At 69.2% G+C, this 25,207-nt stretch carries 21 protein-coding genes; 14 read left to right on the top strand and 7 right to left on the bottom strand.

What is annotated here, in order from left to right; all coding sequences use genetic code 11:
- Positions 1-449: 449 nt before the first annotated feature.
- Positions 450-1,661, bottom strand: coding sequence for a tyrosine--tRNA ligase (gene tyrS, locus AC5P9C_RS19460; protein WP_049465908.1), 1,212 nt, complete (start codon positions 1,659-1,661; stop codon positions 450-452).
- Positions 1,662-1,828: 167 nt separating this feature from the next.
- On the opposite strand from tyrS, the gene AC5P9C_RS19455 reads away from it, so the two are divergent.
- Together AC5P9C_RS19455 and AC5P9C_RS19450 are read left to right on the top strand one after the other, a co-directional pair.
- On the top strand, positions 1,829-3,301 hold the full coding sequence (locus AC5P9C_RS19455; RefSeq protein ID WP_057495231.1) for a M23 family metallopeptidase: 1,473 nt from the start codon (positions 1,829-1,831) through the stop codon (positions 3,299-3,301).
- Between the two features lie 64 nt (positions 3,302-3,365).
- A complete protein-coding gene (locus tag AC5P9C_RS19450) occupies positions 3,366-4,493 on the top strand; it encodes an anhydro-N-acetylmuramic acid kinase (RefSeq protein ID WP_082591259.1) in 1,128 nt (375 codons plus the stop codon).
- Between the two features lie 118 nt (positions 4,494-4,611).
- Here the strand turns inward: AC5P9C_RS19450 and AC5P9C_RS19445 are convergent, their stop codons facing one another.
- The 3 genes from AC5P9C_RS19445 to AC5P9C_RS19435 form a co-directional block, all read right to left on the bottom strand.
- Entirely contained in the window at positions 4,612-4,842 is a 231-nt protein-coding gene (locus tag AC5P9C_RS19445) for a hypothetical protein (RefSeq protein WP_495205246.1), read from the bottom strand.
- A 78-nt stretch (positions 4,843-4,920) separates the two neighbouring features.
- Positions 4,921-6,225 (bottom strand): AmpG family muropeptide MFS transporter, encoded by a 1,305-nt coding sequence (locus AC5P9C_RS19440; protein WP_049465914.1) that lies wholly within the window; start codon positions 6,223-6,225, stop codon positions 4,921-4,923.
- On the bottom strand, positions 6,222-7,022 hold the full coding sequence (locus AC5P9C_RS19435) for an exodeoxyribonuclease III (protein ID WP_049465916.1): 801 nt from the start codon (positions 7,020-7,022) through the stop codon (positions 6,222-6,224). Before AC5P9C_RS19435 ends, AC5P9C_RS19440 begins: the two co-directional genes overlap by 4 nt.
- Positions 7,023-7,184: 162 nt before the next feature.
- Here AC5P9C_RS19435 and pyrE point away from each other — a divergent pair, with 162 nt between their 5' ends.
- The 8 genes from pyrE to AC5P9C_RS19395 all read left to right on the top strand — a co-directional run bounded on the left by pyrE (position 7,185) and on the right by AC5P9C_RS19395 (position 16,630).
- Positions 7,185-7,844, top strand: coding sequence for an orotate phosphoribosyltransferase (gene pyrE, locus AC5P9C_RS19430; protein ID WP_049465919.1), 660 nt, complete (start codon positions 7,185-7,187; stop codon positions 7,842-7,844).
- 18 nt (positions 7,845-7,862) lie between these two features.
- Positions 7,863-8,525 (top strand): hypothetical protein, encoded by a 663-nt coding sequence (locus tag AC5P9C_RS19425; protein ID WP_053461961.1) that lies wholly within the window; start codon positions 7,863-7,865, stop codon positions 8,523-8,525.
- Between the two features lie 170 nt (positions 8,526-8,695).
- A complete protein-coding gene (locus tag AC5P9C_RS19420) occupies positions 8,696-8,788 on the top strand; it encodes a potassium-transporting ATPase subunit F (RefSeq protein ID WP_005407770.1) in 93 nt (30 codons plus the stop codon).
- Positions 8,789-8,799: 11 nt separating this feature from the next.
- The gene (kdpA, locus tag AC5P9C_RS19415) at positions 8,800-10,509 is read left to right on the top strand and encodes a potassium-transporting ATPase subunit KdpA (RefSeq protein ID WP_074726484.1); all 1,710 of its coding nucleotides are present in this window, start codon (positions 8,800-8,802) and stop codon (positions 10,507-10,509) included.
- Between the two features lie 10 nt (positions 10,510-10,519).
- Entirely contained in the window at positions 10,520-12,577 is a 2,058-nt protein-coding gene (gene kdpB, locus AC5P9C_RS19410) for a potassium-transporting ATPase subunit KdpB (RefSeq protein WP_414615233.1), read from the top strand.
- The gene (kdpC, locus tag AC5P9C_RS19405) at positions 12,574-13,224 is read left to right on the top strand and encodes a potassium-transporting ATPase subunit KdpC (RefSeq protein WP_049465927.1); all 651 of its coding nucleotides are present in this window, start codon (positions 12,574-12,576) and stop codon (positions 13,222-13,224) included. The genes kdpB and kdpC overlap by 4 nt, the downstream gene beginning before the upstream one ends.
- Positions 13,225-13,275: 51 nt before the next feature.
- Positions 13,276-15,936 (top strand): ATP-binding protein, encoded by a 2,661-nt coding sequence (locus AC5P9C_RS19400; protein WP_343543063.1) that lies wholly within the window; start codon positions 13,276-13,278, stop codon positions 15,934-15,936.
- The gene (locus tag AC5P9C_RS19395; protein ID WP_343543065.1) at positions 15,917-16,630 is read left to right on the top strand and encodes a response regulator transcription factor; all 714 of its coding nucleotides are present in this window, start codon (positions 15,917-15,919) and stop codon (positions 16,628-16,630) included. The genes AC5P9C_RS19400 and AC5P9C_RS19395 overlap by 20 nt, the downstream gene beginning before the upstream one ends.
- Before the next feature lie 76 nt (positions 16,631-16,706).
- Here AC5P9C_RS19395 and AC5P9C_RS19390 read toward each other — a convergent pair whose 3' ends face one another.
- The 3 genes from AC5P9C_RS19390 to coaBC are packed head-to-tail and all read right to left on the bottom strand — an operon-like array spanning position 16,707 to position 20,827.
- Positions 16,707-19,055 carry a phosphomannomutase/phosphoglucomutase gene (locus AC5P9C_RS19390; RefSeq protein WP_053505724.1) on the bottom strand — a complete coding sequence of 783 codons (2,349 nt, stop codon included), beginning with the start codon at positions 19,053-19,055 and terminating at the stop codon, positions 16,707-16,709.
- A gap of 12 nt (positions 19,056-19,067) precedes the next feature.
- Positions 19,068-19,541, bottom strand: a complete 474-nt coding sequence (gene dut / locus AC5P9C_RS19385; RefSeq protein ID WP_049465935.1) for a dUTP diphosphatase — start codon at positions 19,539-19,541, stop codon at positions 19,068-19,070.
- Positions 19,538-20,827, bottom strand: coding sequence for a bifunctional phosphopantothenoylcysteine decarboxylase/phosphopantothenate--cysteine ligase CoaBC (gene coaBC, locus AC5P9C_RS19380; RefSeq protein ID WP_210241083.1), 1,290 nt, complete (start codon positions 20,825-20,827; stop codon positions 19,538-19,540). Before coaBC ends, dut begins: the two co-directional genes overlap by 4 nt.
- A gap of 199 nt (positions 20,828-21,026) precedes the next feature.
- Here coaBC and AC5P9C_RS19375 point away from each other — a divergent pair, with 199 nt between their 5' ends.
- The 4 genes from AC5P9C_RS19375 to AC5P9C_RS19360 all read left to right on the top strand — a co-directional run bounded on the left by AC5P9C_RS19375 (position 21,027) and on the right by AC5P9C_RS19360 (position 25,135).
- On the top strand, positions 21,027-21,653 hold the full coding sequence (locus AC5P9C_RS19375) for a response regulator (RefSeq protein ID WP_049465939.1): 627 nt from the start codon (positions 21,027-21,029) through the stop codon (positions 21,651-21,653).
- Positions 21,654-21,723: 70 nt separating this feature from the next.
- A complete protein-coding gene (radC, locus tag AC5P9C_RS19370) occupies positions 21,724-22,428 on the top strand; it encodes a RadC family protein (RefSeq protein ID WP_103283218.1) in 705 nt (234 codons plus the stop codon).
- Between the two features lie 112 nt (positions 22,429-22,540).
- The gene (gene argS, locus AC5P9C_RS19365; protein ID WP_049465941.1) at positions 22,541-24,229 is read left to right on the top strand and encodes an arginine--tRNA ligase; all 1,689 of its coding nucleotides are present in this window, start codon (positions 22,541-22,543) and stop codon (positions 24,227-24,229) included.
- A 21-nt stretch (positions 24,230-24,250) separates the two neighbouring features.
- The gene (locus tag AC5P9C_RS19360) at positions 24,251-25,135 is read left to right on the top strand and encodes an SPOR domain-containing protein (RefSeq protein ID WP_049465943.1); all 885 of its coding nucleotides are present in this window, start codon (positions 24,251-24,253) and stop codon (positions 25,133-25,135) included.
- Positions 25,136-25,207 lie beyond the last annotated feature (72 nt).

Raw genomic sequence — 25,207 nt, 5'->3', positions numbered from 1 at the left:
TAAAACAATTAATAGTTGCTTGATCAAACGTCTGCAAGATGGACAATCATCCTTCCTGCAGGCGCCTTCACAAGATACCTGCGCATACTTTCAAAGATCGAGGGAAGTGGCCTCAGCGCCGTTCCCGTGTGCTGCGAAGTTTCCTTCGTAGCGAGCCGCCCATTATGCCAGACTTTTTCAGTCCGTCAACACCTTCGTTCGATCATCTCGTTCGGCGGTGGTGGGCGCCCTGTTGTCGCTGAAGCCCCTTGGTGGCGACCCCTGCGACGGGGGAGGAGAAGTATGGCCCCATCCACATCGTTTGTGAAGGGGGTGTGGCGATTTTTTTCACCGGATGTTGCATCCGTTCATCCGTCGCGCCCCTGGAGGCATGCCGCGAAGAGCAAGAGCAGTCGAGCATGGCTCGACTCTACAAAGGAAGGGCCGGCTGCGCCGGCCCTTCCTTTGTCTCAGGCAGCGACCAGGCGCACGCGGGCGAAAGTACGCTTGCCGACCTGCAGCAGGCCTTCGAAGCCCGGCTGCAGCACCTGCTGGCCGTCTTCGACCACTTCGCCATCCACCTTCACCGCGCGCTCCTTGAGCTTGCGGTTGGCTTCGGAATTGCTCGGGGTCAGGCCGGCCGCAGTCAGCAGCGCAGCGATACGCAGGCCTTCGGCCGGAATCGCCACGTCCTGCAGCGGCAGCTGGGTGATGTCACCCTGCCCGGTCACCGCTGCTTCCCAGCCTGCAATGGCCTGCTCGGCCGCCGCGGCGTCGTGGAAACGGGTCGCCAGTTCACGCGCCAGGCGCAGCTTGACCACGCGCGGGTTCAGGCCGCCATTGCCCACCTGCTCACGCAGCTGCACGGCTTCGGCCTGGCTGATGTCGAAGGACAGCAGCTCGATCCAGCGCCACATCAGGGTGTCGTCCACCTTCATGGTCTTGGTGACGATGTCGATGGCCGGCTCGCTGATACCAATGTAGTTGCCCAGCGACTTGGACATCTTGTTGACGCCGTCCAGGCCTTCCAGCAGAGGCATGGTCAGCACCACCTGCGGCTTCTGCCCGTGGTGTTCCTGCAGGCCACGGCCCATCAGCAGGTTGAATTTCTGGTCGGTGCCGCCGAGTTCGACGTCGGCCTCCAGGGCCACCGAGTCGTAGCCCTGCACCAACGGGTAGAGGAACTCATGGATGGCGATGGACTGCTGGGCCGCATAGCGCTTGGCGAAGTCGTCGCGCTCGAGCATGCGCGCCACGGTGTGCTGGCCGGCCAGGCGGATCATGTCGGCCGCGCCCATCTTGCCGAACCACTCCGAGTTGAAGCGCACTTCGGTACGGCTGCGGTCCAGCACCTTGAACACCTGTTCCTCGTAGGTGCGGGCGTTGGCCAGCACGTCGTCGCGGCTGAGCGGCTTGCGGGTCAGGCTCTTGCCGGAGGGGTCGCCGATCATGCCGGTGAAGTCGCCGATCAGGAAAATGACCTGGTGGCCGAGGTCCTGGAACTGGCGCATCTTGTTCAGCAGCACCGTATGGCCCAGGTGCAGGTCGGGCGCGGTGGGGTCGAAGCCGGCCTTGATCCGCAGCGGACGGCCTTCCTGCAGGCGCGCACGCAGATCCTCAAGCTTGAGGATCTCGTCGGCACCACGGCCGATCAGGGCAAGGGCTTCTTCAATCGAGGACACGTGACTACTCCCGGCAACGCCGATTCTTGTGTGGGGTGTTAAAGCAAAGTTAACCCGATTGGCTTCACAAAAGCCAATGGGCACAAGGGTTTGACGCGGTTTTCTCAGGTGTCTATGGTAACCGGCGATCAGGCCCGCGCTCCCGGGCTGCCAGGAAAGAACCGCCGATGCACAATTCCGAACAAGGGCGCGCACGCAAGCAGCGCTTCCAGGAACGCCTCCACGTCCTGCACGACAACACCCTGCATCGGAAGCTCAGGCAACACCTTCCCGCCGCCTTCAATGAGCGCTGGACCCGCCGCCATTGGATGCATGCCAGCCTGTTTGCGACCATCGGCGCCCTGGTGGCGACGATCGTCCCCGGTTTCTCGCACACCATCGATGCCCCCTACGCCGACAGCCACACCAGCCTGGCGCTGCCGTTGCCGCCACTGACCCTGGCCCGCCAGCAGCAGGTGCCGGGCGACAGCTGGCAGGTGCTGCGCGTGCAGCGCGGCCAGACCCTGAGCGACCTGTTCGACCAGGCCGGCATTCCGGCCACCACGCTGCACCGGGTGCTGGACCACCCCGGCGCGCGTGAGGCGCTGACCCGCCTGCGCCCGGGTGCCGAGATCGCCTTTGACATGCCGCTGTCCGGCGACCTGCGCAGCATCCGCTTCGACCGCGATGCCGACAACCGTGTGGAGCTGAGCCTGACCGGCGATGACATCAAGGAAAAGGTGACCCGCCGCGAGACCTCCACGCGCACCGTGGTCACCAGCGGCGAGATCACCAGTTCGCTGTATGCCGCCGCGCGCCGCGCCGGGCTGTCGCCGTCGGCGATCGCGACGATGACCGACGACATCTTCAAGTACGACATCGACTTCTCCAAGGACCTGCAGCCGGGTGACCGCTTCAGCGTGGTGATGGATGAAACCTGGCGCGAAGGCGAGAAGGTGGACACCAGCAAGATCCTGGCGGCGACCTTCACCACCGGGGGCAAGACCTATTCCGGCTTCCGCTTCGACCGCAACGGCAAGTCCGAGTACTACGACATCAACGGCCGTTCGCTGAAGAAGAGCTTCATCCGCATGCCGATCCCGTTCGCGCGGCTGAGCTCCACCTTCGGCGCCCGCAAGCACCCGGTGCTGGGCAAGATGCGCATGCACAAGGGCGTCGACTACGCCGCGCGCACCGGTACCCCGATCATGGCCGCCGGCGACGCCCGCGTGCAGTTTGCCGGCGTGCAGAACGGCTACGGCAACGTGGTGATCCTCGACCATGGCCGCGGCCACACCACCCTGTACGGCCACATGTCGCGCTTTGCGAACATCAAGACCGGCCAGCGCGTGGCCCAGGGCACGGTGATCGGCTACGTCGGTTCGACCGGCCTGGCGACCGGGCCGCACCTGCACTACGAATTCCGCGTCAACGGCGAGCACCGCAACCCGCTGACCGTGACCATGCCGCCGCCGGAACCGCTGAAGGGCGCCGAGCTGGTCGCCTTCCGCGCGCAGACCGCGCCGGCGATGGCGCGCATCCAGGGCATGGAGAAGCTGATCTACGCCGACGCCAGCCCGGCACCGACCAGCCGCGACGAGGCTGCGCCCGCGGTGGCCAGCGCCAAGGACAAGCCGTCCAGCAGCCGCAAGCGCGGCTGAGCCCTGCGTTGACGAAGAAGGACGCGGCAGCCCAAGCTTGCCGCGTCCTTTTTTTATGCCTGCCATGAACACCACTGTCGACGCTGACGCCCCCCTGTACCTTGGCCTGATGTCGGGCACCAGCGCCGACGGCATCGACGCCGCGCTGGTGCAGTTCCCCGCCGGCGGTGGCTGCCGCTTCGTGCACGGCCTGACCGCCCGCTGGGAACCGGTGCTGCGCGCGCGGCTGGTGGCGCTGGGCGAAGGTGGCCCGCTGGAGTCGCTGGAGGAACTGGGCGCCCTGGACGCGCGGATCGCGATCAGCTTCGCCGACGCCGCCAATCAGTTGCTGGCCGAGGCCGGCGTCGACCGCCGCCAGGTCCGCGCGATCGGCTCGCACGGCCAGACCGTGCGCCACCGCCCGCTGGCCAGCCCGGCCTTCACCGTGCAGCTGGGCGACGGCAACCGCATCGCCGAACTGACCGGGATCACCACCGTGTCCGACTTCCGCCGCCGCGATGTGGCGGCCGGGGGCCACGGTGCGCCGCTGATGCCGGCCTTTCACCTGGGCATGCTGGGCACCGCCGATGAGGACCGCGCGGTGCTCAACCTGGGCGGCATCGCCAACCTGACCCTGATCCCGCGCGAAGGCGAGGTGCGCGGCTTCGATACCGGCCCGGCCAACGCGCTGATGGATGCCTGGTGCCAGCGCCACACCGGCCGCACCTTCGATGCCGATGGCGCGTATGCCGCCAGTGGTGCGGTGGACGAGTCCCTGCTGGCCGGCTGGCGTTCGGACCCGTGGTTCGCGCTGCCGCCGCCGAAGAGCACCGGGCGCGAACAGTTCCACCTGGCCTGGGCCGAGGCGCACATGGGCGAAGGCCAGTACGCCGCCGCCGATGTGCAGGCCACCCTGCTGGAGCTGACCGTGGCGACCGTGGTCGATGCGCTGCTGGCACAGCAGCCGCAGACCCGTCGCCTGCTGGTGTGTGGCGGCGGCGTGCGCAACCGGCAGCTGATGAAGCGGCTGGCAGCCCAGTTGCCGGAGGTGCAGGTGGAATCCAGCGCAGTGCACGGGCTGGACCCGGAGTACGTGGAGGCGATGGGGTTCGCCTGGCTGGCGCAGCGGACGATGGACGGGCTGGCCGGCAACCTGCCGAGCGTGACCGGGGCCAAGGGCCCGCGGATCCTGGGGGCGATCCACCTGGCGTGAGGTGGGCCATCCGCGCAGGTGAGGCGCTGTTGTAGAGACGAGCCCCACTCGGCTTCGCGCGGGCCAGGCCAGGAGCAGCCGAGCGTGCGCTCGGCGCTACAGCATGGCAGCGCGGCCGCTAATCGAAGCCCTGCCCTGCCGACAGGGCCTGCAGGGCGGCAATCGCGGCGGAGAGGGCGTCCACTTCGGGATCGCCGAAGCCGGAGCAGACCTCCAGTTCACTGCTGAACAGGCCCTGCTCCAGCAAGGCGGCGCAGGTCTGTTCGTGGGTCCAGCCGCGGGCGACCGCGACCCGTCGGATGCGTTCCAGCAGCAGCGGGTCCAGGTCCCGCAGCACAACGTCGGCCATGCTCACTTCCCCGTTCGCAAGGCACCGCCCCCTCGGCGCGTCGGGGGCGATGATCCCGCAGTCCGGGCGGGCAGGCAATCAGGCGACCGGCGGCGGCCCGCGATCGGCGATCCGCGGCCACAGCCACGCCAGCAGCAGCAGGGTTGGCACCACGGTGATCGAGCTGAGGATGAAGAACGTGCTGTAGGACGTGGCTTCGACGATGTAGCCGGAGACGCCACCGACGAACTTGCCCGGCAGGTTGGCCAGCGAGACCAGCAATGCGTACTGGGTGGCGGTGAAGTTGCGGTCGGTCAGCGACGACATGAAGGCCACCAGCACGGTGCCGGCAAAGCCCTGGAACAGGTTGTCGGCACTGAGCGCGGCGTAGAACGCCCACAGCTTGCCCGGATTGTGCGCCATCAGCAGGAAGGCCAGGTTGGACAGCGCCACGCCCAGCGCGGCCACCAGCAGCATGCGGCGGAAGCCGAACGCAGCCACCGCGATGCCGCCAAGGAACGCGCCGCCGATGCCCATCCACACACCGAACAGCTTGGAGACGGTGGCGATGTCGGCCTTGTCGAACCCCGAGTCGAGATAGAACGGCCCGGCCATCACCCCGATCACCTGGTCGGGGAACTTGAACAGGCCGACGAAGGCCAGCAGCACCAGCGCCAGTGCCACGCCATTGCGGCTGAAGAAGCTGGAGATGGGCTGGACGAACGCTTCGGCAATATCGATGCGGCGCTGCACGGCGGTGGCCGGGCGTTCCGGTTCGGCGCACAGCAGGGTGGTGACGATCGGCAGCAGCATCAGCGCGGCCATCGCCAGGTAGGCGACGATCCAGCCTTCGAACTGGGCCAGGTACAGCGCGCCGGCACCGGCCAGGATCAGGCCGATCCGGTAGCCCAGCGTATAGGTGGCGGCCAGCGCCGCCTGGGCGGTCTGCGGCGCGATCTCGATGCGGTAGGCATCGACGGCCGAATCCTGGGTGGCGCCGGCGAACGACGCCACCAGCACCCACATCACCAGCGGCCACACGCCCTGCTCGGGCCGCACGAAGGCCAGCGCGACCAGCCCGACCAGCACCAGCACCTGCGACACCAGCAGCCAGGAGCGGCGGCGGCCGAGCCGTCCCAGCAGCGGGAAGGCGTAGCGATCCAGCAGCGGCGCCCACAGGAACTTGAGCAGGTAGAAGAAGCTGGCCAGGCTGATCAGGCCGATGCTGCCCAGGTCCAGGCCGACGTCGCGCAGGCGCGTGGACAGGGTCTGCGAGGCGATCAGCAGGAACGGCAGGCCACTGCCGAAGCCGAGCATGGCCATGGTCAGCGCCGACGGGGTGCCGAAGGCGCGCTTGATGCCTGCCCAGCCCTTGTAGCTGACCGGCGTGGCAGCCTCGGTCACAGGTCGTAGTCCACGGTGAACGGGGCGTGGTCGGAGAAGCGCTCGTCGCGGTAGATCGAGCAGCTGCGCAGGCGGTCACGCAGGCCCGGGCTGATGAACTGGTAGTCGATGCGCCAACCGACATTGTTGGCGCGGGCGGCGCCGCGGTTGCTCCACCAGGTGTAGTCCTCGCCGGTGGGGTTGAGCAGGCGATAGGCATCGGCCCAGCCGCGGCCGGCGGCGACATCGGTGGCCTGGCCGTGGTCGGCGCACAGCGCGTTGAGCCAGTCGCGCTCTTCCGGCAGGCAGCCGGAGTTCTTCTGGTTGGACTTCCAGTTCTTGATGTCCAGCGCCGAACGCACGATGTTCCAGTCGCCGCACAGCACGTAGTCGCGGCCGCTGCGCGCCCACTCCTCGAGGATCGGCCGCAGCCATTCCATCACTTCGAACTTGAAACCCTGGCGCAGGTCGCCCGAGCTGCCGGAGGGAATATAGAAGGAGACCACGCTGAGATTGCCGTAGCGCGCCTCGATGTAGCGGCCTTCGTCGTCGAACGGCGCCCAGCCCAGCGAGGTGATGACCTGGTCCGGCTCGCGCTTGCTGTAGATCGCCACGCCGCTGTAGCCCTTCTTGGTGATGGCATCGCGATAGAAGCAGTGGTGGCCGTCCGGACGGAACATCGGGTCGGTCAACTGGTCTTCCTGTGCCTTGGTCTCCTGCAGGCACAGGACGTCGGCGTCCTGGGCCCGGAACCAGTCGAGGAAGCCCTTGGTCGCGGCGGAACGGATGCCATTGGCGTTGAAACTGATGATGCGCATGCGGGGGACCTGCGGCGGGAAACCGGGCAAGCATACCGGTTGCCCGCGGGGCTGCGCAGTCCGCCAGGCCGGGCTGCGGTGCGCGCCGCAGCGGGCCGGACGAGCGCGAAAGGCCCAGCTGGATTAGGATTTGTGCTCCAAATGAAGATGAATCGAGTTTTGATGAGCGACCACCGCCACCGTTTCCTGCAGCTGGCCCTGACCGCCGACGCCCTGCGCTTCGGCCAGTTCACCCTCAAGTCCGGCCGGCTGAGCCCCTATTTCTTCAACGCCGGTCGTTTCGACTCCGGCTCGCTGCTGTCCCAGCTCGGCGCCTGCTACGCCGACGCCATCGATGCCAGCGGGATCAAGTACGACGTGGTGTTCGGCCCGGCCTACAAGGGCATTCCGCTGGCCACCGCGATGGCCTGCGAACTGGCCCAGCGTGGCCGCGACCTGCCGCTGTCGTTCAACCGCAAGGAAGCCAAGGCGCATGGCGAAGGCGGCCAGCTGATCGGTGCCGACATGAATGGCAAGCGCGTGCTGATCGTCGATGACGTGATCACGGCCGGTACCGCCATCCGCGAAGCGCTGGGCATCATCCGCGCTGCCGGCGGCACCCCGGCCGGCATCGTGGTGGCCCTGGACCGCCAGGAGATCGCCTCGGAAGCCGACCGCCGCTCGGCGGCGCAGTCGGTGGCCGAAGAGGCCGGGATTCCGGTGATCGCCGTGGCGTCGCTGGCCGACCTGCTTGATTTCGCCTCCGGCAACCCGGAACTTGTGGGTTACCGGCAGCCGCTGGAAGCCTACCGGGCCCAGTACGGCGTCCGTTCGATCCGCTGACCGACCAGGGGAAAGGTCATGTCCCGAGTTCCTGCTGTTCTCTTTGCCGGCCTGCTGCTGGCCGTGCCGTTCACCGTGCCGGCGCAGTCGCGCGACGGCGGCAAGGTGGAAAAGAAGCTGTACTGCTGGAACGAGGGCAAGGAGCGGATCTGCAGTGATTCGCTGCCGGCCGATGCGGTCAATCACGCCCGCGAGGAGTTCAACGCGAAGAGCGGCCTGCGCAATGCGCAGGTCCAGCGCGCGTTGACCGACGAGGAGCGTGCCGCAGCCAGCACGGCGGCGCAGCAGCAGCAGCTGGACCTGATGGCCGAACAGACCCGCCAGCGCACCGAACAGGCAATGCTGTCCACCTATGGCAGCGAGGACGACCTGCGCCGGGTGTTCGCCGAGCGCCAGGAGGTGCTGGACAACAACCTGAAGACCGCCGAGTACAACGTCACCAGCCTGCGCGAATCGCTGGTGGCGCTGTTGTCGGCCGCTGGCGACCGTGAACTGGCCGGCGGCAAGGTAGCCGACAAGCAGGCCGAGGCGATCCGCCAGCGGCACGTGCAGCTGCAGTCGCAACAGCGCCTGCAGGCCGGATTCCTGCAGCAGCAGCAGGCGCTGAAGGCGGAAATCGAAAGCACGCTGCAGCGCTATCGCGAGCTGAAGGGCGTGGCGCCGGCGAGCCAGGCCCCGTGATTCGCTTGTGGAGCCGAGCCCATGCGCGGCTCCGGCGCCCGGTTACGGCTTGACCCACCGAATTTATGCACTCTTTACGCGTCGGCCCGGTCCGGCGCGTAGTGCGTTTATGGGCGGCAGGACGACGATGGCGGCCTGAGGTGGAGGGGTTCCACCAGGACGCTATTGCAATGTCCCCCTGGCTGTCGTTGTTGTGTGGCGTGCTGGTGCTGGTCGCCGCCGCCTATCTTCTCTATGTCGTGCTGCGGCCCGAGTCGTTCTAACGGAGCCGGCCATGACTGAGATGCTTGTCATTCTTGCCGCCAGCCTGCTGCTGGCGTGGCCGCTGGGCCTGTACCTGGCGCGCGTGATGCGCGGCACGCCGATGAAGGTCGACGTGCTGTTCAACTGGATCGAAAAGCCGCTGTACACGGTGTTCGGCGTCGATCCCTCGCGCGCGATGTCCTGGCGCGGTTACGTACTGGCCTTCGTACTGAGCAACGTGGTGGTCGCTGTATTGACCCAGGCGGTGTTCATGACCCAGGCCTGGCTGCCATTGAATCCGGACCAGATCCCGAACATGCGCTGGGACACCGCGCTGCACACGATGATCTCGTTCCTGACCAATACCAACCAGCAGCACTATTCGGGCCAGGCGCAGCTGTCCTACCTCTCGCAGATGACCGGCATCACCGGCCTGCAGGTGGTGACGCCGATGATGGGCCTGGCGCTGGCGGTGGCGACGCTGCGTGCGCTGTTCGCGCGTGCGCCGCAGGCTGCGGCGACCACCGGCAGCGGCGATGACCGCCAGATCGCAGTGGGCAACTACTACGTGGACGTGGTGCGCCTGTGCGTGCGCTTCCTGCTGCCGCTGTGCCTGCTGTGGACCCTGCTGCTGACCAGCCAGGGCGTGCCGTCGACGATGGCCGGCGGCCCGCAGGCCGCACCGATCGACGCCAGCGCCGGCATGGCCCAGCAGAAACTGCCGCTGGGCCCGGTGGCGGCGATGGTCGCGGCCAAGCAGCTGGGCGCCAACGGCGGTGGCTGGTATGGCCCCAACAGCAGCTTCCCGCTGGAGAACCCGACCCCGCTGTCGAACGCGCTGGAGGTGGTGGGCATCCTGCTGGTGCCGATCGCGGTGATCTTCATGATCGGCGCGTTCACCGGCCGGCGCCGCTTCGGCGCCCTGGTGTTCAGCTGCATGCTGGGCATGTCGCTGCTGTCCACCGGCGCGATGATGTGGAGCGAAGGGCATAGCGCCAGCGCCGCCACGCCGCTGCTGATGGAGGGCAAGGAAGTGCGCTTCGGCGCCGACGGCACCGCGCTGTGGGCGGCGGTCACGACCCAGGTCTCCAATGGCTCGGTCAACGGCATGCACGATTCGCTGGCGCCGCTGAGCGGTGGCATCGCGATGGTCAACATGCTGGTCAGTGCGATCTGGGGCGGCATCGGCTGTGGCCTGCAGCAGTTCATCGTGTACCTGCTGCTGGGCGTGTTCCTGGCCGGCCTGATGACCGGGCGCACGCCGGAACTGTTCGGCCGCAAGCTGGAAACGCCGCAGGTACGCCTGCTGGCGCTGCTGGTGCTGCTGCAGCCGATCACCCTGCTGGTGTTCACTGCGATCACCCTGGCCGTGCCCGGCCTGGCCGGCACGTCCAACCCCGGCTTCCATGGCATCAGCCAGGTGTTCTACGAGTATGTCTCGGCTTACGCCAACAATGGGTCGGGTTTCGAAGGGCTGGGCGACGCCACGCTGTGGTGGAACCTGAGCTGCTCGCTGGTGCTGCTGCTGGGCCGCTTCCCGCTGTTGATCATCCCGCTGGTGGTGGCCGCACAGCTGGCCGCCAAGCGCCAGGCGCCCGAGTCTGCCGGCAGCCTGCAGATCGAAACCCCGACGTTCGCCCTGACCCTGGTCTCGGTGATCGTCATCCTGACCGTGCTGCAGTTCATGCCGGCGCTGGTACTCGGCCCGATCGCCGACCACCTGAGCCTGGGACTGCACTGAGGACACCGCCATGAGTAGTCTTGCAAGTTCCACCCGTAGTTCCTCCGCCGCGCGCCCTGCCCTCCTCGATGGCGCCGGCCTGCGCCGCGCACTGATCGAAGCCGTGCGCAAGTTGTCGCCGATGCACCTGGTCCGCAGTCCGGTGATGGCGGTGGTGATGGCCGGCACGATCGTGGCCGCGATCGTCACCCTGACCGGCAATGCGCCGCTGGGCTTCGGCCTGGCGGTGACCGCGATCCTGCTGGTAACCGTCCTGTTCGGCAATTTCGCCGAGGCGGTCGCCGAAGCCCGTGGCCGCGGCCAGGCCGCTTCGCTGCGCCGTGCCCGCCAGGACCTGGTGGCGCGCCGGCTGGCGGCGCCGCAGCCGGGAGCGGCGGAAGCCCAGGTGCCGGCCGCCGAGCTGCGCCCGGGCGACCACGTGATCGTCAGTGCCGGCGAGCTGGTGCCGGCCGATGGCGAGATCGTGCAGGGCCTGGCCACCATCAACGAAGCGGCGGTGACCGGTGAATCCGCGCCGGTGCTGCGCGAGGCCGGCACCGACCGCTCCGGCGTGATCGGCGGCACCAAGGTGCTGTCCGACCAGATCATCGTGCGTGTCACCGCCGAGCCGGGCCACAGCTTCCTGGACCGGATGATCGCGCTGGTGGAAGGCGCCAACCGGCAGAAGACCCCGAACGAGATCGCACTGACCCTGCTGCTGGCGGCGATGACGCTGACCTTCCTGGTGGTGGTGGCCACGCTGCCGGCCATCGGTGCGGCCGTGGGCGTCAAGGTCGACCCGCTGCTGCTGATCGCGCTGCTGGTGTGCCTGATCCCGACCACCATCGGCGGCCTGCTGCCGGCCATCGGCATCGCCGGCATGAACCGTGCGCTGGCCGCCAACGTGCTGGCCAAGTCGGGCAAGGCGGTGGAAGTGGCCGGCGACGTCGATGTGCTGCTGCTGGACAAGACCGGCACCATCACCTACGGCGACCGCCAGGCCAGCCACTTCCATCCGCTGGCCGGCATCGACGCCAGCCAGCTGCGCGAGGCGGCACTGCTGTCCTCGCTGGCCGACCCGACCCCGGAAGGCAAGTCGATCGTACGCTTGGCGCGCGAACAGGGCTGCGCCACCACCGAGCCGGACCGTGCCGAGTACCTGGCCTTCAGTGCGCAGACCCGCATGTCCGGCGTCGATCTGGAGCATGGGCGGCAGATCCGCAAGGGCGCTGCCGATGCGATCCGCGCCCACGTGCAGGCGCTCGGCGGCAACGCGCCGGCTGAACTGGCCGGCCGCGTCGAGCAGGTCGCGCGCAATGGCGCCACCCCGCTGGTGGTGGCCGAGGGCCGCCACGTACTGGGCGTGATCGAGCTGTCGGACGTGGTCAAGCACGGCATGCGCGAGAAGTTCGCGCAGCTGCGGGCGATGGGCATCCGCACGGTGATGATCACCGGTGACAATCCGCTGACCGCCGCCGCCATCGCCGCCGAAGCCGGTGTCGATGACTACATCGCCGAGGCCCGTCCGGAAGACAAGCTGGCGCGCATCCGCCAGGAACAGTCCGGTGGCCGCCTGGTGGCGATGGTGGGTGACGGTACCAACGACGCTCCCGCGCTGGCCCAGGCCGACATCGGCCTGGCGATGAACTCAGGCACGCAGGCAGCGAAGGAGGCCGGCAACATGGTCGACCTCGATTCGGACCCGGCCAAGTTGCTGGCGGTGGTGGAGGTGGGCAAGCAGCAGCTGATCACCCGCGGCGCGCTGACCACCTTCTCGCTGGCCAACGACGTCTCCAAGTACTTCGCGATCCTGCCGGCGCTGTTTGCCGCTGCGGTTCCGGCCATGGCCGCACTGAACGTGATGCAGCTGTCGAGCCCGCGCAATGCGGTGCTGGCGGCGCTGATCTTCAACGCGCTGGTGATTCCCGCGCTGATCCCGCTCGCCCTGCGTGGCGTGCGCTTCCGTCCGGCCACGGCCACCGCGCTGCTGCGCCGGAACATGCTGGTGTACGGCCTCGGCGGCGTGCTGTTGCCGTTCGCGGCGATCAAGCTGATCGACCTCTTCCTTGTCCTGGTATTCGGCGCATGAACCGTTCTGCTTCCACCTCCACCTCCCTGCCCCGCGAAGCGAAAGCCGAGGCCCGCGTGGCCAGCCTGCAGGACGGCGCCGGCTGGCGCCCGGCGATCGGCCTGGGCCTGGCCACCCTGCTGCTGGCCGGCGCGGTCTACGCCGGCATCGCCACCGGTTTCGCCGGCCTGGCCTACCCCACCCAGGCCGAGGGCAGCCTGCTGCGCGACGGCAACGGCCAGGTGCGCGGCTCGGCCTGGCTGTCGCAGCCGTTCACCGGTGATGGCTACTTCCAGGCACGGCCGTCGGCGGCCAACTACGACCCGATGGCCGCGGCCGGTTCCAACCTGGCGCGCAGCAACCCGGCCCTGGCCGAGCGGGTTGCCGCCAGCACCGCGGCGGTGGCTGCGCGCGAAGGCGTCGCGCCGACGCAGGTGCCGGCCGATCTGGTCACCCAGTCCGGCGGCGGCCTGGATCCACAGCTGTCGCCGGCCGCTGCTCAACTGCAGGTGGCACGCGTGGCGCGTGCCCGTGGCCTGCCGGTGGAGCGCGTGCAGGCGCTGGTGCAGGCACATACCGAGGGGCGCCAGTGGGGCCTGTTCGGCCAGCCGCGGGTGAACGTGGTCACGCTGAATTTCGCGCTGGACCATGCGGCCAAGGCACCGTGATGCCAGCCTGCACCGGCTGCGCGCACAATGGCGGCCATGACAGCGGCCCCCATGACTGATGCGCGTACCCGCCAGGCCGATGCCCTGGTGGAAGGCCTGCAACGCGAAGCCGGTGGCAAGCTGACCGTGTTCCTCGGCGCCGCGCCGGGCGTGGGCAAGACCTACACCATGCTGACCCGCGCCCAGGAACAGCTGCGCCGCGGCGTGGACCTGGTGGTCGGGCTGGTGGAAACCCATGGCCGTGCCGATACCCAGGCGCTGCTGGAGGGCCTGCCGCAGCTGCCGCTGAAGGAAGTGGCCTACCACGGCCACACGTTGCAGGAGATGGACCTGGATGCCGTGCTGGCACGGCATCCGGCGCTGGTGCTGGTGGATGAACTGGCCCACCGCAACGCGCCGGGCAGCCGCCACGAGCGACGCTGGCAGGATGTGATGGAGCTGCTGGACGCTGGCATCGACGTCTGGACCACGGTCAACATCCAGCATCTGGAAAGCCTCAACGACGTGGTGATGCGCATCACCGGCGTGCGCGTCAGCGAGACCGTACCGGACGGCGTGCTCGATCGCCTGCACGACATCGTGCTGGTCGATCTGCCCCCGCGCGAACTGATCGCGCGCCTGCAGCAGGGCAAGGTCTATGTGCCCGAGCAGGCCGCGCAGGCGCTGCAGGCGTTCTTCTCGCCGGCCAACCTGACCGCCCTGCGTGAGCTGGCGATGCAGGAAGCCGCCGACCGCGTCGACAGCTGCCTGCGCGAAACCCGCGCCGCGCGGGGTGAAGGCAACCTGCCGCTGCGGCGCGGCGTGCTGGTGGCCATCGATGGCGGTGGCCAGAGCGAGTACCTGGTGCGGGTGGCGCGTCGCATCGCCGAGCGCCGCGACGCACCGTGGACGGTGGTGACCGTGCAGGGCCGGCGCCAGGACGAGGCCACGCGGCGCGAGATCGATGCGGCCTTCGCCCTGGCACGTCGCCTGGGTGGCGACGCCGAACTGCTGCATGGATCGAGCATTGCCGATGCCCTGCTCGACCACGCCGCGCACAACGGCGTGTCGACCCTGGTGCTGGGGCGGACCCGTGAGCGCCCGCTGGCGCGGATGTTCAACCGTACCCTCACCCAGCAGCTGATCCAGCGCGGCGCGCACTACGAGATCACCATCATCAGCACGCCGCAGGCCCGGGCGCGCTCGCGCCGCGAGGGCCTGCTGCCACCGATGCGCGGCATCAGCTACGAGCCGGTGCAGGCGCTGATCGCCACCGCGCTGGCCTGTGCGGTGGCCTGGCTGGCCGAACGCTGGGTCGGCATGGCCGACCTGTCGATGGTGTTCATCGTGGCAGTGGTGCTGGTGGCGGCGCGCACGCGCGCCAGCGTGGCGGTGATGGCGGCGATCCTGTGTTTCCTCGCCTACAACTTCCTGTTCATCGCGCCCCGCTTCACCTTCGCCATCGGTGCACGCCAGGGCGTGATCACCGTGTTCCTGTTCCTGGCTGCGGCACTGGTGGCCGGGCGCCTGGCCTCGCGCCTGCGCATGCAGGTGATCGCGCTGCGTGCGGCCAACCGCCATGCGCGTGCGCGCCAGCAGCTGGGCCGCCAGCTGGCCAGCGCCGCCGGCAACGGCGAGGTGGCACAGGCAGGTCGGCATGCCCTGGAACAGGCCATGGATGTGCCGGCCTGGCTGCGGATCGGCGCCGACACCGCCGCCGGTGGCCGCAGCCAACCCGGCGATACCGACCTCGCCGCCGCCGACTGGGCGCTGCGCCATGGCCAGCCCAGCGGGCGCTTCACCGACACCTTGGCCGGTGCGCAGTGGTGGTTCCTGCCATTGCTGGATGGCGAAGATCGCGCGATCGGCGTGGCCGGCCTGTACCTGCCCGGCGCACAGGCACGCCTGCTGCCCGAACAGCGGCAGCTGGCCGAGGCGATGGTCGATGACATCGCGCAGGCCGCGCTGCGTACCCGGCTGGTGGCCGAACTCGAACAGGCACATGTCAGCAACGAGACCGAGCGGTTGCGCTCGGCCCTGCTTTCTTCGGTGTCGCACGACCTGCGCTCGCCACTGGCGGCGATGATCGGTTCGGCCGACAGCCTGGCCAGTTACGGCGCGGCAATGGACACGGCCGATCGCCGCGCCCTGCTGGACACCATCCTGGTCGAAGGCGAGCGGCTGGACCGCTACATCCAGAACCTGCTGGACATGACCCGCCTGGGTCACGAAGGGCTGAAGATCAACCGCGACTGGATCGGCGTGGACGAACTGATCGGCTCGGCGGCGCGGCGCCTGCAGCGCTACCAGCCGAAGGTGCGGCTGGAGCTGGACATTCCGGCCACGCTGGCGCCGATCTGGGTGCACCCGGCGCTGGTCGAACAGGCCGTGTTCAACGTGATGGAGAACGCAGCCAAGTTCTCGCCGCCCGACGCCGCCGTGCAGGTGCAGGCGCGCGAACTGGACGGACAGCTGCGCATCGATGTGATCGATGCCGGCCCCGGCATTCCCGATGACGAGCGTGCGCGCATCTTCGACATGTTCTACAGCGTCGAGCGCGGCGACCGCGGCCGCCACGGCACCGGCCTGGGCCTGACCATCTGCCAGGGCATGATCGGCGCACATGGCGGCAGCGTGCAGGCGCTGCCCGGACGCGACGGTCGCGGTACCCTGATCCGCATCACCCTGCCCCTGCTCAAGCCAGCCTCCCACGATGAGCCCGACCCCGATTGATGCCAGCGTGCCGGCCGCGCGCGTGCTGGTGATCGACGATGAAACCCAGATCCGCCGGTTCCTGGACATCAGCCTGCGCGCGCAGGGCTACCAGGTGCGGCAGGCGGCCACCGGCCAGGAAGGCCTGCAGCTGGCCGCCAGCGAGGACATGGACCTGGTGATCCTGGACATCGGCCTGCCGGACATGGAAGGCCACGAGGTGCTGGAACAACTGAGGCAGTGGAGCCAGATGCCGGTGATCATGCTGACCGTGCGCGCCGGCGAAGCGGAGAAGGTGCGCGCGCTGGACACCGGCGCCAACGACTACGTGACCAAGCCGTTCGGCACGCAGGAGCTGATGGCGCGGGTGCGGGCGCTGCTGCGCACGCGCAGCGTGCCGACCGACGGCACCCCGCCGGTGTTCGACGATGGCCATCTGCACGTGGACCTGGTGCGCCGTGAAGTCGCCCTTGATGGCGAAGCGGTGGCGTTGACCCGCAAGGAGTATGCGTTGCTGTCGCTGCTGCTGCGCAATGCCGGGCGGGTGGTGACCCAGCCGCAGATCCTGCAGGAAATCTGGGGACCGACCCACCAGCACGACACCCATTACCTGCGCATCCTGGTCGGCAAGCTGCGGCACAAGCTGGGCGACTCGGCGCTGGATTCGCGTTACCTGTTCACCGAACCGGGCGTGGGATTGCGGTTCAAGGGGTAGTGCCGGCCGCTGGCCGGCAATTGGGCTTGCCGGCCAGCGGCCGGCACCACCCATTCTGCTGCAGCGTCCAAAGGGGTCAGAACCCCAGCGGGGTATCGCCCAGCACCGGTTGCAGCTGGCTGCGGAACAGGGCCTGGATGCGCTCCAGTGCCGCCTCGTCGTTGCCCTCGAAACGCAGCACCAGCACCGGGGTGGTGTTGGAGGCACGCACCAGGCCCCAGCCATCGGCGAAGTCCACGCGCAGGCCGTCGATGGTCGACAGGCGGCCGCCCACGTACGGGTTGTCCGGCGACTGCGCCGCCGCCACCAGCATCGCCACCAGCGCATGCGGCGTCCCCTCGGCCACCGGGACCTTCAGCTCCGGCGTGGCGACCATCTCCGGCAGTTCGCCCAGCACCTCGTCCGGGGTTTCCTCGCGCTGGGCCAGGATCTCCAGCAGGCGCGCAGCGGCGTACAGGCCGTCGTCGAAACCGAACCAGCGTTCCTTGAAGAAGAAGTGGCCGCTCATCTCGCCGGCCAGTTCGGCGTCGGTCTCGCGCATCTTCGCCTTCATCAGCGAATGCCCGGTCTTCCACATCAGCGGGCTGCCACCGTTGCGCAGCACATGGTCGGACAGCTTGCCGGTGCACTTCACGTCGTAGATCACCATCGCGCCCGGATTGCGCATCAGCACATCGGCGGCGAACAGCATCAGCAGGCGGTCGGCATAGATGATCCTGCCTTCGCCGGTGACCACGCCCAGCCGGTCGCCATCACCATCGAAGGCCACGCCGAGATCGGCACCGAAGCGCTTGACCGTCTGCACCAGGTCTTCCAGGTTGGCCGGCTCGCTCGGGTCGGGATGATGGTTGGGGAAGGTACCGTCGACATCGCAGTACAGCGGGATGACGTCGGCGCCGATTGCTTCCAGCAGCTGCGGGGCCAGTGCGCCGGCCACGCCATTGCCGGCGTCGGCCACCACCTTCAGCGGACGGTCCAGCTGCACGTCATCGGCGATGCGCTGGATGTAGTCGGCACTGACGTCGCGCTGCTGGTAGTCACCCGGCTCGGCGGCCTGCACCAGGCGGCCCTCGACGATGCGCTGGTAGAGGTCGGTGATCGCCTCGCCGGACAGCGTTTCGCCGCCGATGACCACCTTGAAGCCGTTGTACTCGGGCGGATTGTGGCTGCCGGTGACCGCCACGCAGGTGCCGGTCCGCAGGTGGAACGCGGCGTAGTACACGAGCGGGGTCGGCGCCAGGCCGATGTCGATCACCGCGCAGCCGGCACGGCGCAGGCCTTCGGCCAGCCCGGCCGTCAGCTCCGGTCCGGACAGGCGGCCATCGCGGCCGACCACCACCTCGCGCAGGCCCTGCTCCAGCGCCACGGTGCCGATGGCCTGGCCGATCAGCGCGGCGGTCTTCGGCGTCAGTTCGCTGCCCACCACGCCGCGGATGTCGTAGGCGCGGAAGATGCCGGCGGCCAGTTCTTCGACAGGCACCGGCGGTGGCGGCGGTGGCGTGGCATCGCCACTGCCGGCCAGGTTCGCCACCGGTGGCGGCGCCTGCTGCAGGCTCTCGCTCAGGGTCGGGCCATGGTCGGCTTCGGACGCTGCGGCGCGGCGCGGCAACGGCAGCGACTTCGGCAGCCGGTCGCGGCCGACCACCAGCAACACGGCAATGAACGCCAGCAGCAGCGCGACGATGGCGCTGGCCAGCGCACCGAGGCCGAGCGGGCCGGCCTCGACGTTGGGCACCGACGCGACCAGCCGCAGCGGCGTGCCGGCCACGGGTCGCGCCAGCGCCTCCGCACTCTCGGCCAGGCTCGGGTCGCCCTGGGTGACCAGATCGAATCCTCCCTGGCGCAGGCCGAGGAAGCCGGCCGACGGCGCGCTGACCTGGTCGAGCGGTGAAGTCAGCCGCAGCAGCGGTTGGCGCACATAGATGACGGCCGGCCCCAGGCTGCCCAGCTGCACCGGCGCGGCCAGGCCCAGGCGGTTGCCACCGCCGTCGCGGACCACGCGCAGGCTGGGCTTGGCCTCGGCCAGCGCGGCTTCCAGCAGCGCCAGCCGCGCATAGCCGAAGGCGGCCGGATCGGCATAGGCGTTGGCCAGATCGGCCGCCAGCACCTCGACCTGCTCGACCCCGCTCCAGCCCTCGCGCACGGCCAGCGCCGCCGCAGCGGCATCGCCAGCCTGCAGCGCCTGCTGCACGCGATCGTTCTTCAACTGCTGCTGCAGCTGCTGCAACTGGCCCGCAGCGGCCTGCTGCAGGCCCTGCACGGCCTGGTCACGCGCCTCTTCCAGCGCCTGCCCGTTGGCCTCCTGCCGCCACTGCTGCACCGCACTCCATCCGAACCAGCCGGCCAGCAGGATCAGCAGTACCCCCAGCAAGGGTGCACTGCGTCCCAACGACCGTCCCCGCTGTCCTTCCCCGATGCCGCTCATCGATGCCCCCTGTCAACGCACCCCGGTATGGCCGAATCCACCCGCGCCCCGCACGCTGTCGGTGAAAGTATCCACCACCTGCAGGCTCACGCGGGCGATCGGAACCACCACCAGCTGCGCGATGCGATCGCCCGGCTCGATGGTGAACACCTCGCGGCCACGGTTCCAGACGCTGATCAGCAGCGGCCCCTGGTAATCGGCGTCGATCAGGCCGGTGCCGTTGCCCAGCACGATGCCGTGGCGATGGCCCAGCCCCGAGCGCGGCAGGATCACCGCGCACAGGTTCGGGTCGGCGATGTGGATGGCCAGGCCGCTGGGCACCAGCGCGGTGTCGCCCGGCTGCAGGGTCAGCGCGGTATCCAGCGCCGCGCGCAGGTCCATGCCGGCACTGGCCTCGGTGGCATAGGCCGGCAGCGGCCAGCTGTCGCCGAAGCGCGGGTCGAGCAGCTTGACCTGCAGCGGTTGGGAAAGGGATGCCTGGGTCATGCCTGGAGTCTCCGCGCGATCAGCGCCAGCAGTTGTTCGGCCAGCTCGCGCTTGGAGGTGGCCGGGAATACCTGTTCACCGTCCTGCCAGAAGGCCGTGGCGGCATTGTTGTCGCTCTCGAACCCGCCGCCGCTGATGCCCACCTGGTTTGCGATCACCAGGTCCAGGCGCTTGTCGATCAGCTTGCCGCGTGCGTACTTCTCCACGTCGTGGGTCTCGGCGGCGAAGCCGACCACCAGCTTCAGCGACTGGGTCTGCGCCGCAACTTCGGCAAGGATGTCCGGCGTGCGCACCAGCTCGATCACCAGCGACTGGCTGTCAGCGGTCTTCTTCAGCTTCTGCGTGGCAACCTGGCGCGGCGTGTAGTCCGACACCGCGGCGGCACCGATGTAGATGTCGGCAGGCAGGGACGTCAGCACGGCATCACGCATCTGCGCGGCCGAACGCACATCAATGCGCTGCACGCCCGGCGGCGTCGGCAGCTGTACCGGTCCGCTGACCAGCACCACCTCCGCGCCCAGCGCGGCGGCGGCGGCGGCCAGGGCGAAGCCCATCTTGCCGCTGCTGCGGTTGCCGACGTAGCGCACCGGATCGATGTCTTCGTAGGTCGGGCCGGCGCTGATCAGCAGGCGCAGGCCCTGCAGCGCGCGGGTCTCCGGCGCGGCAACGGCCGCGGCGCTGCCGCCATTGGTGGCCAGCGCGGCCACGATGTCGCCGGGCTCGGCCAGGCGACCGGGGCCGGATTCGCCTTCGGCCAGCGGGCCATCGACCGGGCCGATCACCTGCGCGCCCCGCTGGCGCAGCAGCGCGATGTTGGCCTGGGTGGCCGGATGCAGCCACATGCGATGGTTCATCGCCGGGCAGATCGTCAGCGGCGCGGTGCTGGCCAGGCACAGGGTACTGACCAGGTCATCAGCATGGCCCTGGGCCAGGCGTGCCAGCAGGTCGGCGGTCCCCGGCGCGACCACGATGCGGTCGGCCCAGCGGGCCAGCTCGATGTGGCCCATGGCCTGTTCGGCGGCGCTGTCCCACAGCGTGGTGCGGGTCGGCTGCCCGGACAGGGCCTGGAAGCTGAGGGGGGTGACGAACTGCTGGGCGCCGGCGGTCATCGCCACCTGGACCTGGGCGCCGGCGTCACGCAGCCGCCGCACCAGTTCCAGAGCCTTGTAGGCCGCGATCCCGCCTCCGACGCACAGCAGCAGTTTCTGGCCTTCCAGCGCGCGAACCGGCGCGGGGGAAGCGTTGGGGGAGTCAGCCACCTGGAATTCCTGTGCAAACGAGGGCATTAGCTTACCCGATGGTCGGTAATGTCCCGGTACACGGCGCACATAGCGGGCGGCTATCAGCAGATGGGACTTGGACCACAGCGCTTCCGGGGTTCAGGCCAGTGCGATTCGGAACTTTCCTATACCTGCGGGCCGGCCACGTTTGCAGAATCGTCGGTGGCCACCACAGGTGTGCCGCTTCGCTTTTCGAGGATCCCGCGTGCACCCGCGCATCATCATCGCCGACGACCATCCCGTCGTCCTGCACGGCATCCGCATCGTGCTGCAGACCCACCTGATGGAGGTTGTCGGCAGCGCGCGCGACGGCGCCCAACTGCTGCACCTGGTCGAACGCCACGACTGCGACGCCGTGCTGACCGATCTCTCCATGCCGGGCGACGGTCCCGACGGCGCGGACCTGATCGCTGAACTGCGCGCACGCCACCCCGGCACGCCCGTGGTGGTGCTCACCGGCGCCCGCCACCCCGGCCTGCTCGACGGCCTGCTGCGCGACGGGGTCGGCGGCCTGGTCGACAAATGCGCCGATTTCGGCGAGTTGCCGCAGGCGCTGAACGCCGCCCTGGCAGGCCAGGTATTCGTCTCGCAGCAGCTGCGCCACCACCTGCAGGCGCGCGACCTGATGTTCGCGCGCGAACCGGCCGCGCTGTCGGCCCGCGAGCAGGAAGTACTGGACCTGCTGGCCGCCGGGCTGAAGGTGAACGCCATCGCCGTCCACTGCGGACGCAGCCCGAAGACGATCAGCCGGCAGAAGGCCGAAGCCAAGCGCAAGCTGGGCCTGCAGAACAACCAGGAACTGTTCGCCTACCTGCAGTCGCGGCGCGGCTGAGGCAACGGCCGACCCTGGCATGCGTGCTGCCCCGATGGGACGCCTCACCCGCACCGGCGATGATGCAGGCATGCCCATCCATGACTGGCCCGAACAGGAACGTCCCCGCGAGAAGCTGATCGCCCGCGGCCCCGCCACCTTGTCCGACGCCGAGCTGCTGGCGCTGTTCCTCGGCTCGGGCGTCGGCGGGCGCGACGCGGTGCAGACCGCGCGCGACCTGCTGCAGGCGCATGGCCCGCTGCGCGTGCTGCTGGACCGCCCGGCCCGGGAGCTGGCCCGGCTGCCTGGGCTGGGCCCGGCGCGCAGCTGTGCCCTGGCCGCCGGGCTGGAACTGGCCCAGCGCTACCTGGCTGCCGAGCTGCAGCAGGGCGAGGCGGTCGGCAACAATCCCGTCGCGGTGGGCCGTTACCTGCAGCACCGCCTGCGCGGCCAGGCCCGCGAGATCTTCATGGCGCTGTTCCTCGACAACCGCCACCGCCTGATCGCCTGCGAGGAGCTGTTCCAGGGCACCATCAACGCCGCGCCGGTCTATCCCCGCGAGGTGGTGCGGCGCGCCCTGCTGCACAACGCGGCGGCGGTGATCCTCAGCCACAACCACCCCTCCGGCGACCCGGAGCCCTCCGGCGCCGATACCCGCATCACCGACGAACTGCAGCAGGCGCTGGCCCTGGTGGACGTGCGCCTGCTGGACCACTTCGTGGTCGGCGAGGGCCGCCCCGTTTCATTTGCTGAACGAGGGCTGCTGTCCCCGCCCCAGCCGCGCCTGTTCGGCTGAGCCGCGCCCGCCAGGCGCGGGCGGGGGCCCCACAGGCATGTTCTGGTCAGCGTGGGCGCGGGCATCTGCGCTAAAATGGGCGATTCCGCCGCTCATTCTCACAGCAGGCCTCGTGAAAAATCTCCTCCGCGCCCTGATCAGCCAAGGCATCGAAGCCTTGCGCGCCAATGGCACCCTGCCCGCCGACTCCCTGCCGCCGGACTTCGTGGTCGAGCGCCCGAAGACCCGTGACCACGGCGACTTCGCCACCAACGCCGCGATGCTGCTGGCCAAGGCCGCGCGCAGCAATCCGCGCGCACTGGCGCAGGCGCTGGTCGAGGCGCTGCCGCGCAGCGAGGACGTCAGCAAGGTCGAGATCGCCGGTCCCGGCTTCATCAACTTCCACCTGGCTCCGGCCGCGTACCAGCGCGAAGCCGCCTCGGTCATCAAGGAAGGCCACGATTACGGCCGCAACCTCTCCGGCAACGGCCGCACGGTGGGCGTGGAATACGTCTCGGCCAACCCGACCGGCCCGCTGCACGTCGGCCATGGCCGCGCAGCGGCCATCGGCGACTGCGTGGCCCGCGTGCTCGATGCCAACGGCTGGAATGCCAAGCGCGAGTTCTACTACAACGACGCCGGCGTGCAGATCGAGAACCTGGCGCTGTCCACCCAGGCGCGGATCAAGGGCATCGCACCCGATCAGGACGGCTGGCCGGAAGGCGGCTACCGCGGTGAGTACATTGCCGATGTCGCCCGCGCCTACATGGCCGGCGCCAGCGTCGATCTGGAAGGCAGCATCGTGGTCGGCGCCAAGGACCCGGACGACATGCAGGCGATCCGCCGTTTCGCGGTGGCGTACCTGCGCAACGAGCAGAACCTGGACCTGGCCGCGTTCGGTGTCGACTTCGACATCTACTTCCTGGAAAGCTCGCTGTACGCCGACGGCAAGGTTGCCGAGGCCGTGGCCAAGCTGCAGGCGTCCGGCCACACCTATGAGGAAGGCGGCGCGCTGTGGCTGCGCAGTACCGACTTCGGTGACGACAAGGACCGCGTGATGCGCAAGTCCGACGGCACCTTCACCTACTTCGTGCCGGACGTGGCCTACCACCTGTCCAAGTGGCAGCGCGGCTATGAGCGCGCGATCACCGAACTCGGCGCCGACCACCACGGTTCGCTGGCACGCGTGCGCGCCGGCCTGCAGGCGCTGGAAGTGGGCATCCCGCAGGGCTGGCCGGAATACGTGCTGCACCAGATGGTCACCGTGATGCGCGGCGGCGAGGAAGTGAAGCTGTCCAAGCGTGCCGGCAGCTACTTCACCCTGCGCGACCTGATCGAGGAAGCCGGCCGCGATGCCACCCGCTGGTTCCTGATCGCGCGCAAGCCCGATTCGCAGCTGACCTTCGACATCGACCTGGCCCGCCAGCAGAGCAACGACAACCCGGTGTTCTACGTGCAGTACGCGCACGCCCGCGTGTGCAGCCTGCTGCGCCAGGCACAGGAAAAGGGCCTGGTCTACGAGCAGGGCGATGGCCTGGCCAATCTCGGCCGCCTGGCCGACGACGCCTCGCTGCTGCTGATGAACGAGATCTCGCGGTACCCGGAAGTGGTGGAAGCGGCCGGCGTGGCGCTGGAGCCGCACCTGGTGGCGCAATACCTGCGTGAATTGGCGCATGCCTTCCACACGTGGTATCACGGGACGCCGGTGCTGGTGGACGACGCCGCCGACCGCAACGCCAAGCTGACCCTGGCCTGCGCGGCGCGCCAGGTGCTGGCCAATGGCCTCGAACTCCTGGGCGTGAGCGCCCCGGAAAAAATGTAAGCATCAGGAGACGCAGTACACATGGCAGCACGACGCGGCAAAAGCCAGGCACGACGCAACAGCAGCAGCCAGGGCACACCCGGATGGGTGTGGCTGGTGGCCGGTGTGGCGATCGCCGCCGTGGTGTTCCTGGCGGCGCCGAACCTGTTCAAGGGCGATGGCGATGGTTTCCTGCGCGCCGGCCCGCAGCCGAACCCGAACGCGCAGCCGGCCCCGGTCGCTGATGCCGACAGCGATGTCGGTGGCCAGCCGGCCGCACCGCCGGCCACGCCGAAGCCGGCCGAGGCGGAGAAGCCCGCCGCGACGCAGTACGACTTCTACACCCTGCTGCCGGGCAAGGAAGTGGAAATGTCCGATGCCGAACTGGCCGCCAGCGCGCGCGCCGAGGACCAGCGCCGGGCCAAGGCGGAAGCGTCGCGCGCGCAAGCCGCGCTGGAGGGCAAGCCGGTACCGCCGGCCAGCACCGCCCCCGCGGCAACCGCCAGCGTCGCCAGCACCGCACCTGCGGCCGCCGCCAGCCGCCCACTGCCGGCACCGCTGAGCGAGCGCCCGACGGCGGCAACGCCGCCGGCCAGCACCGCGCCGGCGTCCACCAGCACGGCGGCCACCCCGGCGGCACCGCGGGCGGAGACCGCGCCGGCAACGGCCGCTGCCGCACCAGCGGCCGCCGACAACGCCCGCTACATCCTGCAGGCAGGCGCCTTCGGTGCCTCCGGCGACGCCGAAGCCACCAAGGCCAAGCTGGCGATGATGGGCCTGGCCGCACGCGTGGAGTCGGCGCAGATCAACGGCAAGACCGTGTACCGCGTGCGCATGGGGCCGTACGGCAGCGCCAGCGAACTGTCCGAAGCCAAGCAGAAGCTGGACGGCACCGGCCTGCAGGCGATGGCGATCAAGGCGCAGTGAGGCTGCCGATCTGAATGAAAAAAGCCGGGCAGTGCCCGGCTTTTTTTTGTTCCTGCTGAGTCGAGCATGGCT

The organism is Stenotrophomonas sp. YJH_SMC_10, assembly GCF_059371555.1.
This window is presented reverse-complemented; position numbering and strand designations above follow the sequence as displayed.

Bases quoted from the DNA above. Each gene is read 5' to 3' on its own strand.
- AC5P9C_RS19395 (WP_343543065.1), top strand. From the start codon at position 15,917: ATGAGCCCGACCCCGATTGATGCCAGCGTGCCGGCCGCGCGCGTGCTG.
- kdpA (WP_074726484.1), top strand. From the start codon at position 8,800: ATGACTGAGATGCTTGTCATTCTTGCCGCCAGCCTGCTGCTGGCGTGG.
- AC5P9C_RS19425 (WP_053461961.1), top strand. From the start codon at position 7,863: ATGTCCCGAGTTCCTGCTGTTCTCTTTGCCGGCCTGCTGCTGGCCGTG.
- AC5P9C_RS19450 (WP_082591259.1), top strand. From the start codon at position 3,366: ATGAACACCACTGTCGACGCTGACGCCCCCCTGTACCTTGGCCTGATG.
- pyrE (WP_049465919.1), top strand. From the start codon at position 7,185: ATGAGCGACCACCGCCACCGTTTCCTGCAGCTGGCCCTGACCGCCGAC.
- AC5P9C_RS19455 (WP_057495231.1), top strand. From the start codon at position 1,829: ATGCACAATTCCGAACAAGGGCGCGCACGCAAGCAGCGCTTCCAGGAA.
- dut (WP_049465935.1), bottom strand. From the start codon at position 19,541: ATGACCCAGGCATCCCTTTCCCAACCGCTGCAGGTCAAGCTGCTCGAC.
- AC5P9C_RS19420 (WP_005407770.1), top strand. From the start codon at position 8,696: ATGTCCCCCTGGCTGTCGTTGTTGTGTGGCGTGCTGGTGCTGGTCGCC.
- kdpC (WP_049465927.1), top strand. From the start codon at position 12,574: ATGAACCGTTCTGCTTCCACCTCCACCTCCCTGCCCCGCGAAGCGAAA.
- AC5P9C_RS19390 (WP_053505724.1), bottom strand. From the start codon at position 19,055: ATGAGCGGCATCGGGGAAGGACAGCGGGGACGGTCGTTGGGACGCAGT.
- coaBC (WP_210241083.1), bottom strand. From the start codon at position 20,827: ATGCCCTCGTTTGCACAGGAATTCCAGGTGGCTGACTCCCCCAACGCT.
- kdpB (WP_414615233.1), top strand. From the start codon at position 10,520: ATGAGTAGTCTTGCAAGTTCCACCCGTAGTTCCTCCGCCGCGCGCCCT.
- AC5P9C_RS19445 (WP_495205246.1), bottom strand. From the start codon at position 4,842: ATGGCCGACGTTGTGCTGCGGGACCTGGACCCGCTGCTGCTGGAACGC.
- AC5P9C_RS19435 (WP_049465916.1), bottom strand. From the start codon at position 7,022: ATGCGCATCATCAGTTTCAACGCCAATGGCATCCGTTCCGCCGCGACC.
- AC5P9C_RS19400 (WP_343543063.1), top strand. From the start codon at position 13,276: ATGACTGATGCGCGTACCCGCCAGGCCGATGCCCTGGTGGAAGGCCTG.
- AC5P9C_RS19360 (WP_049465943.1), top strand. From the start codon at position 24,251: ATGGCAGCACGACGCGGCAAAAGCCAGGCACGACGCAACAGCAGCAGC.
- radC (WP_103283218.1), top strand. From the start codon at position 21,724: ATGCCCATCCATGACTGGCCCGAACAGGAACGTCCCCGCGAGAAGCTG.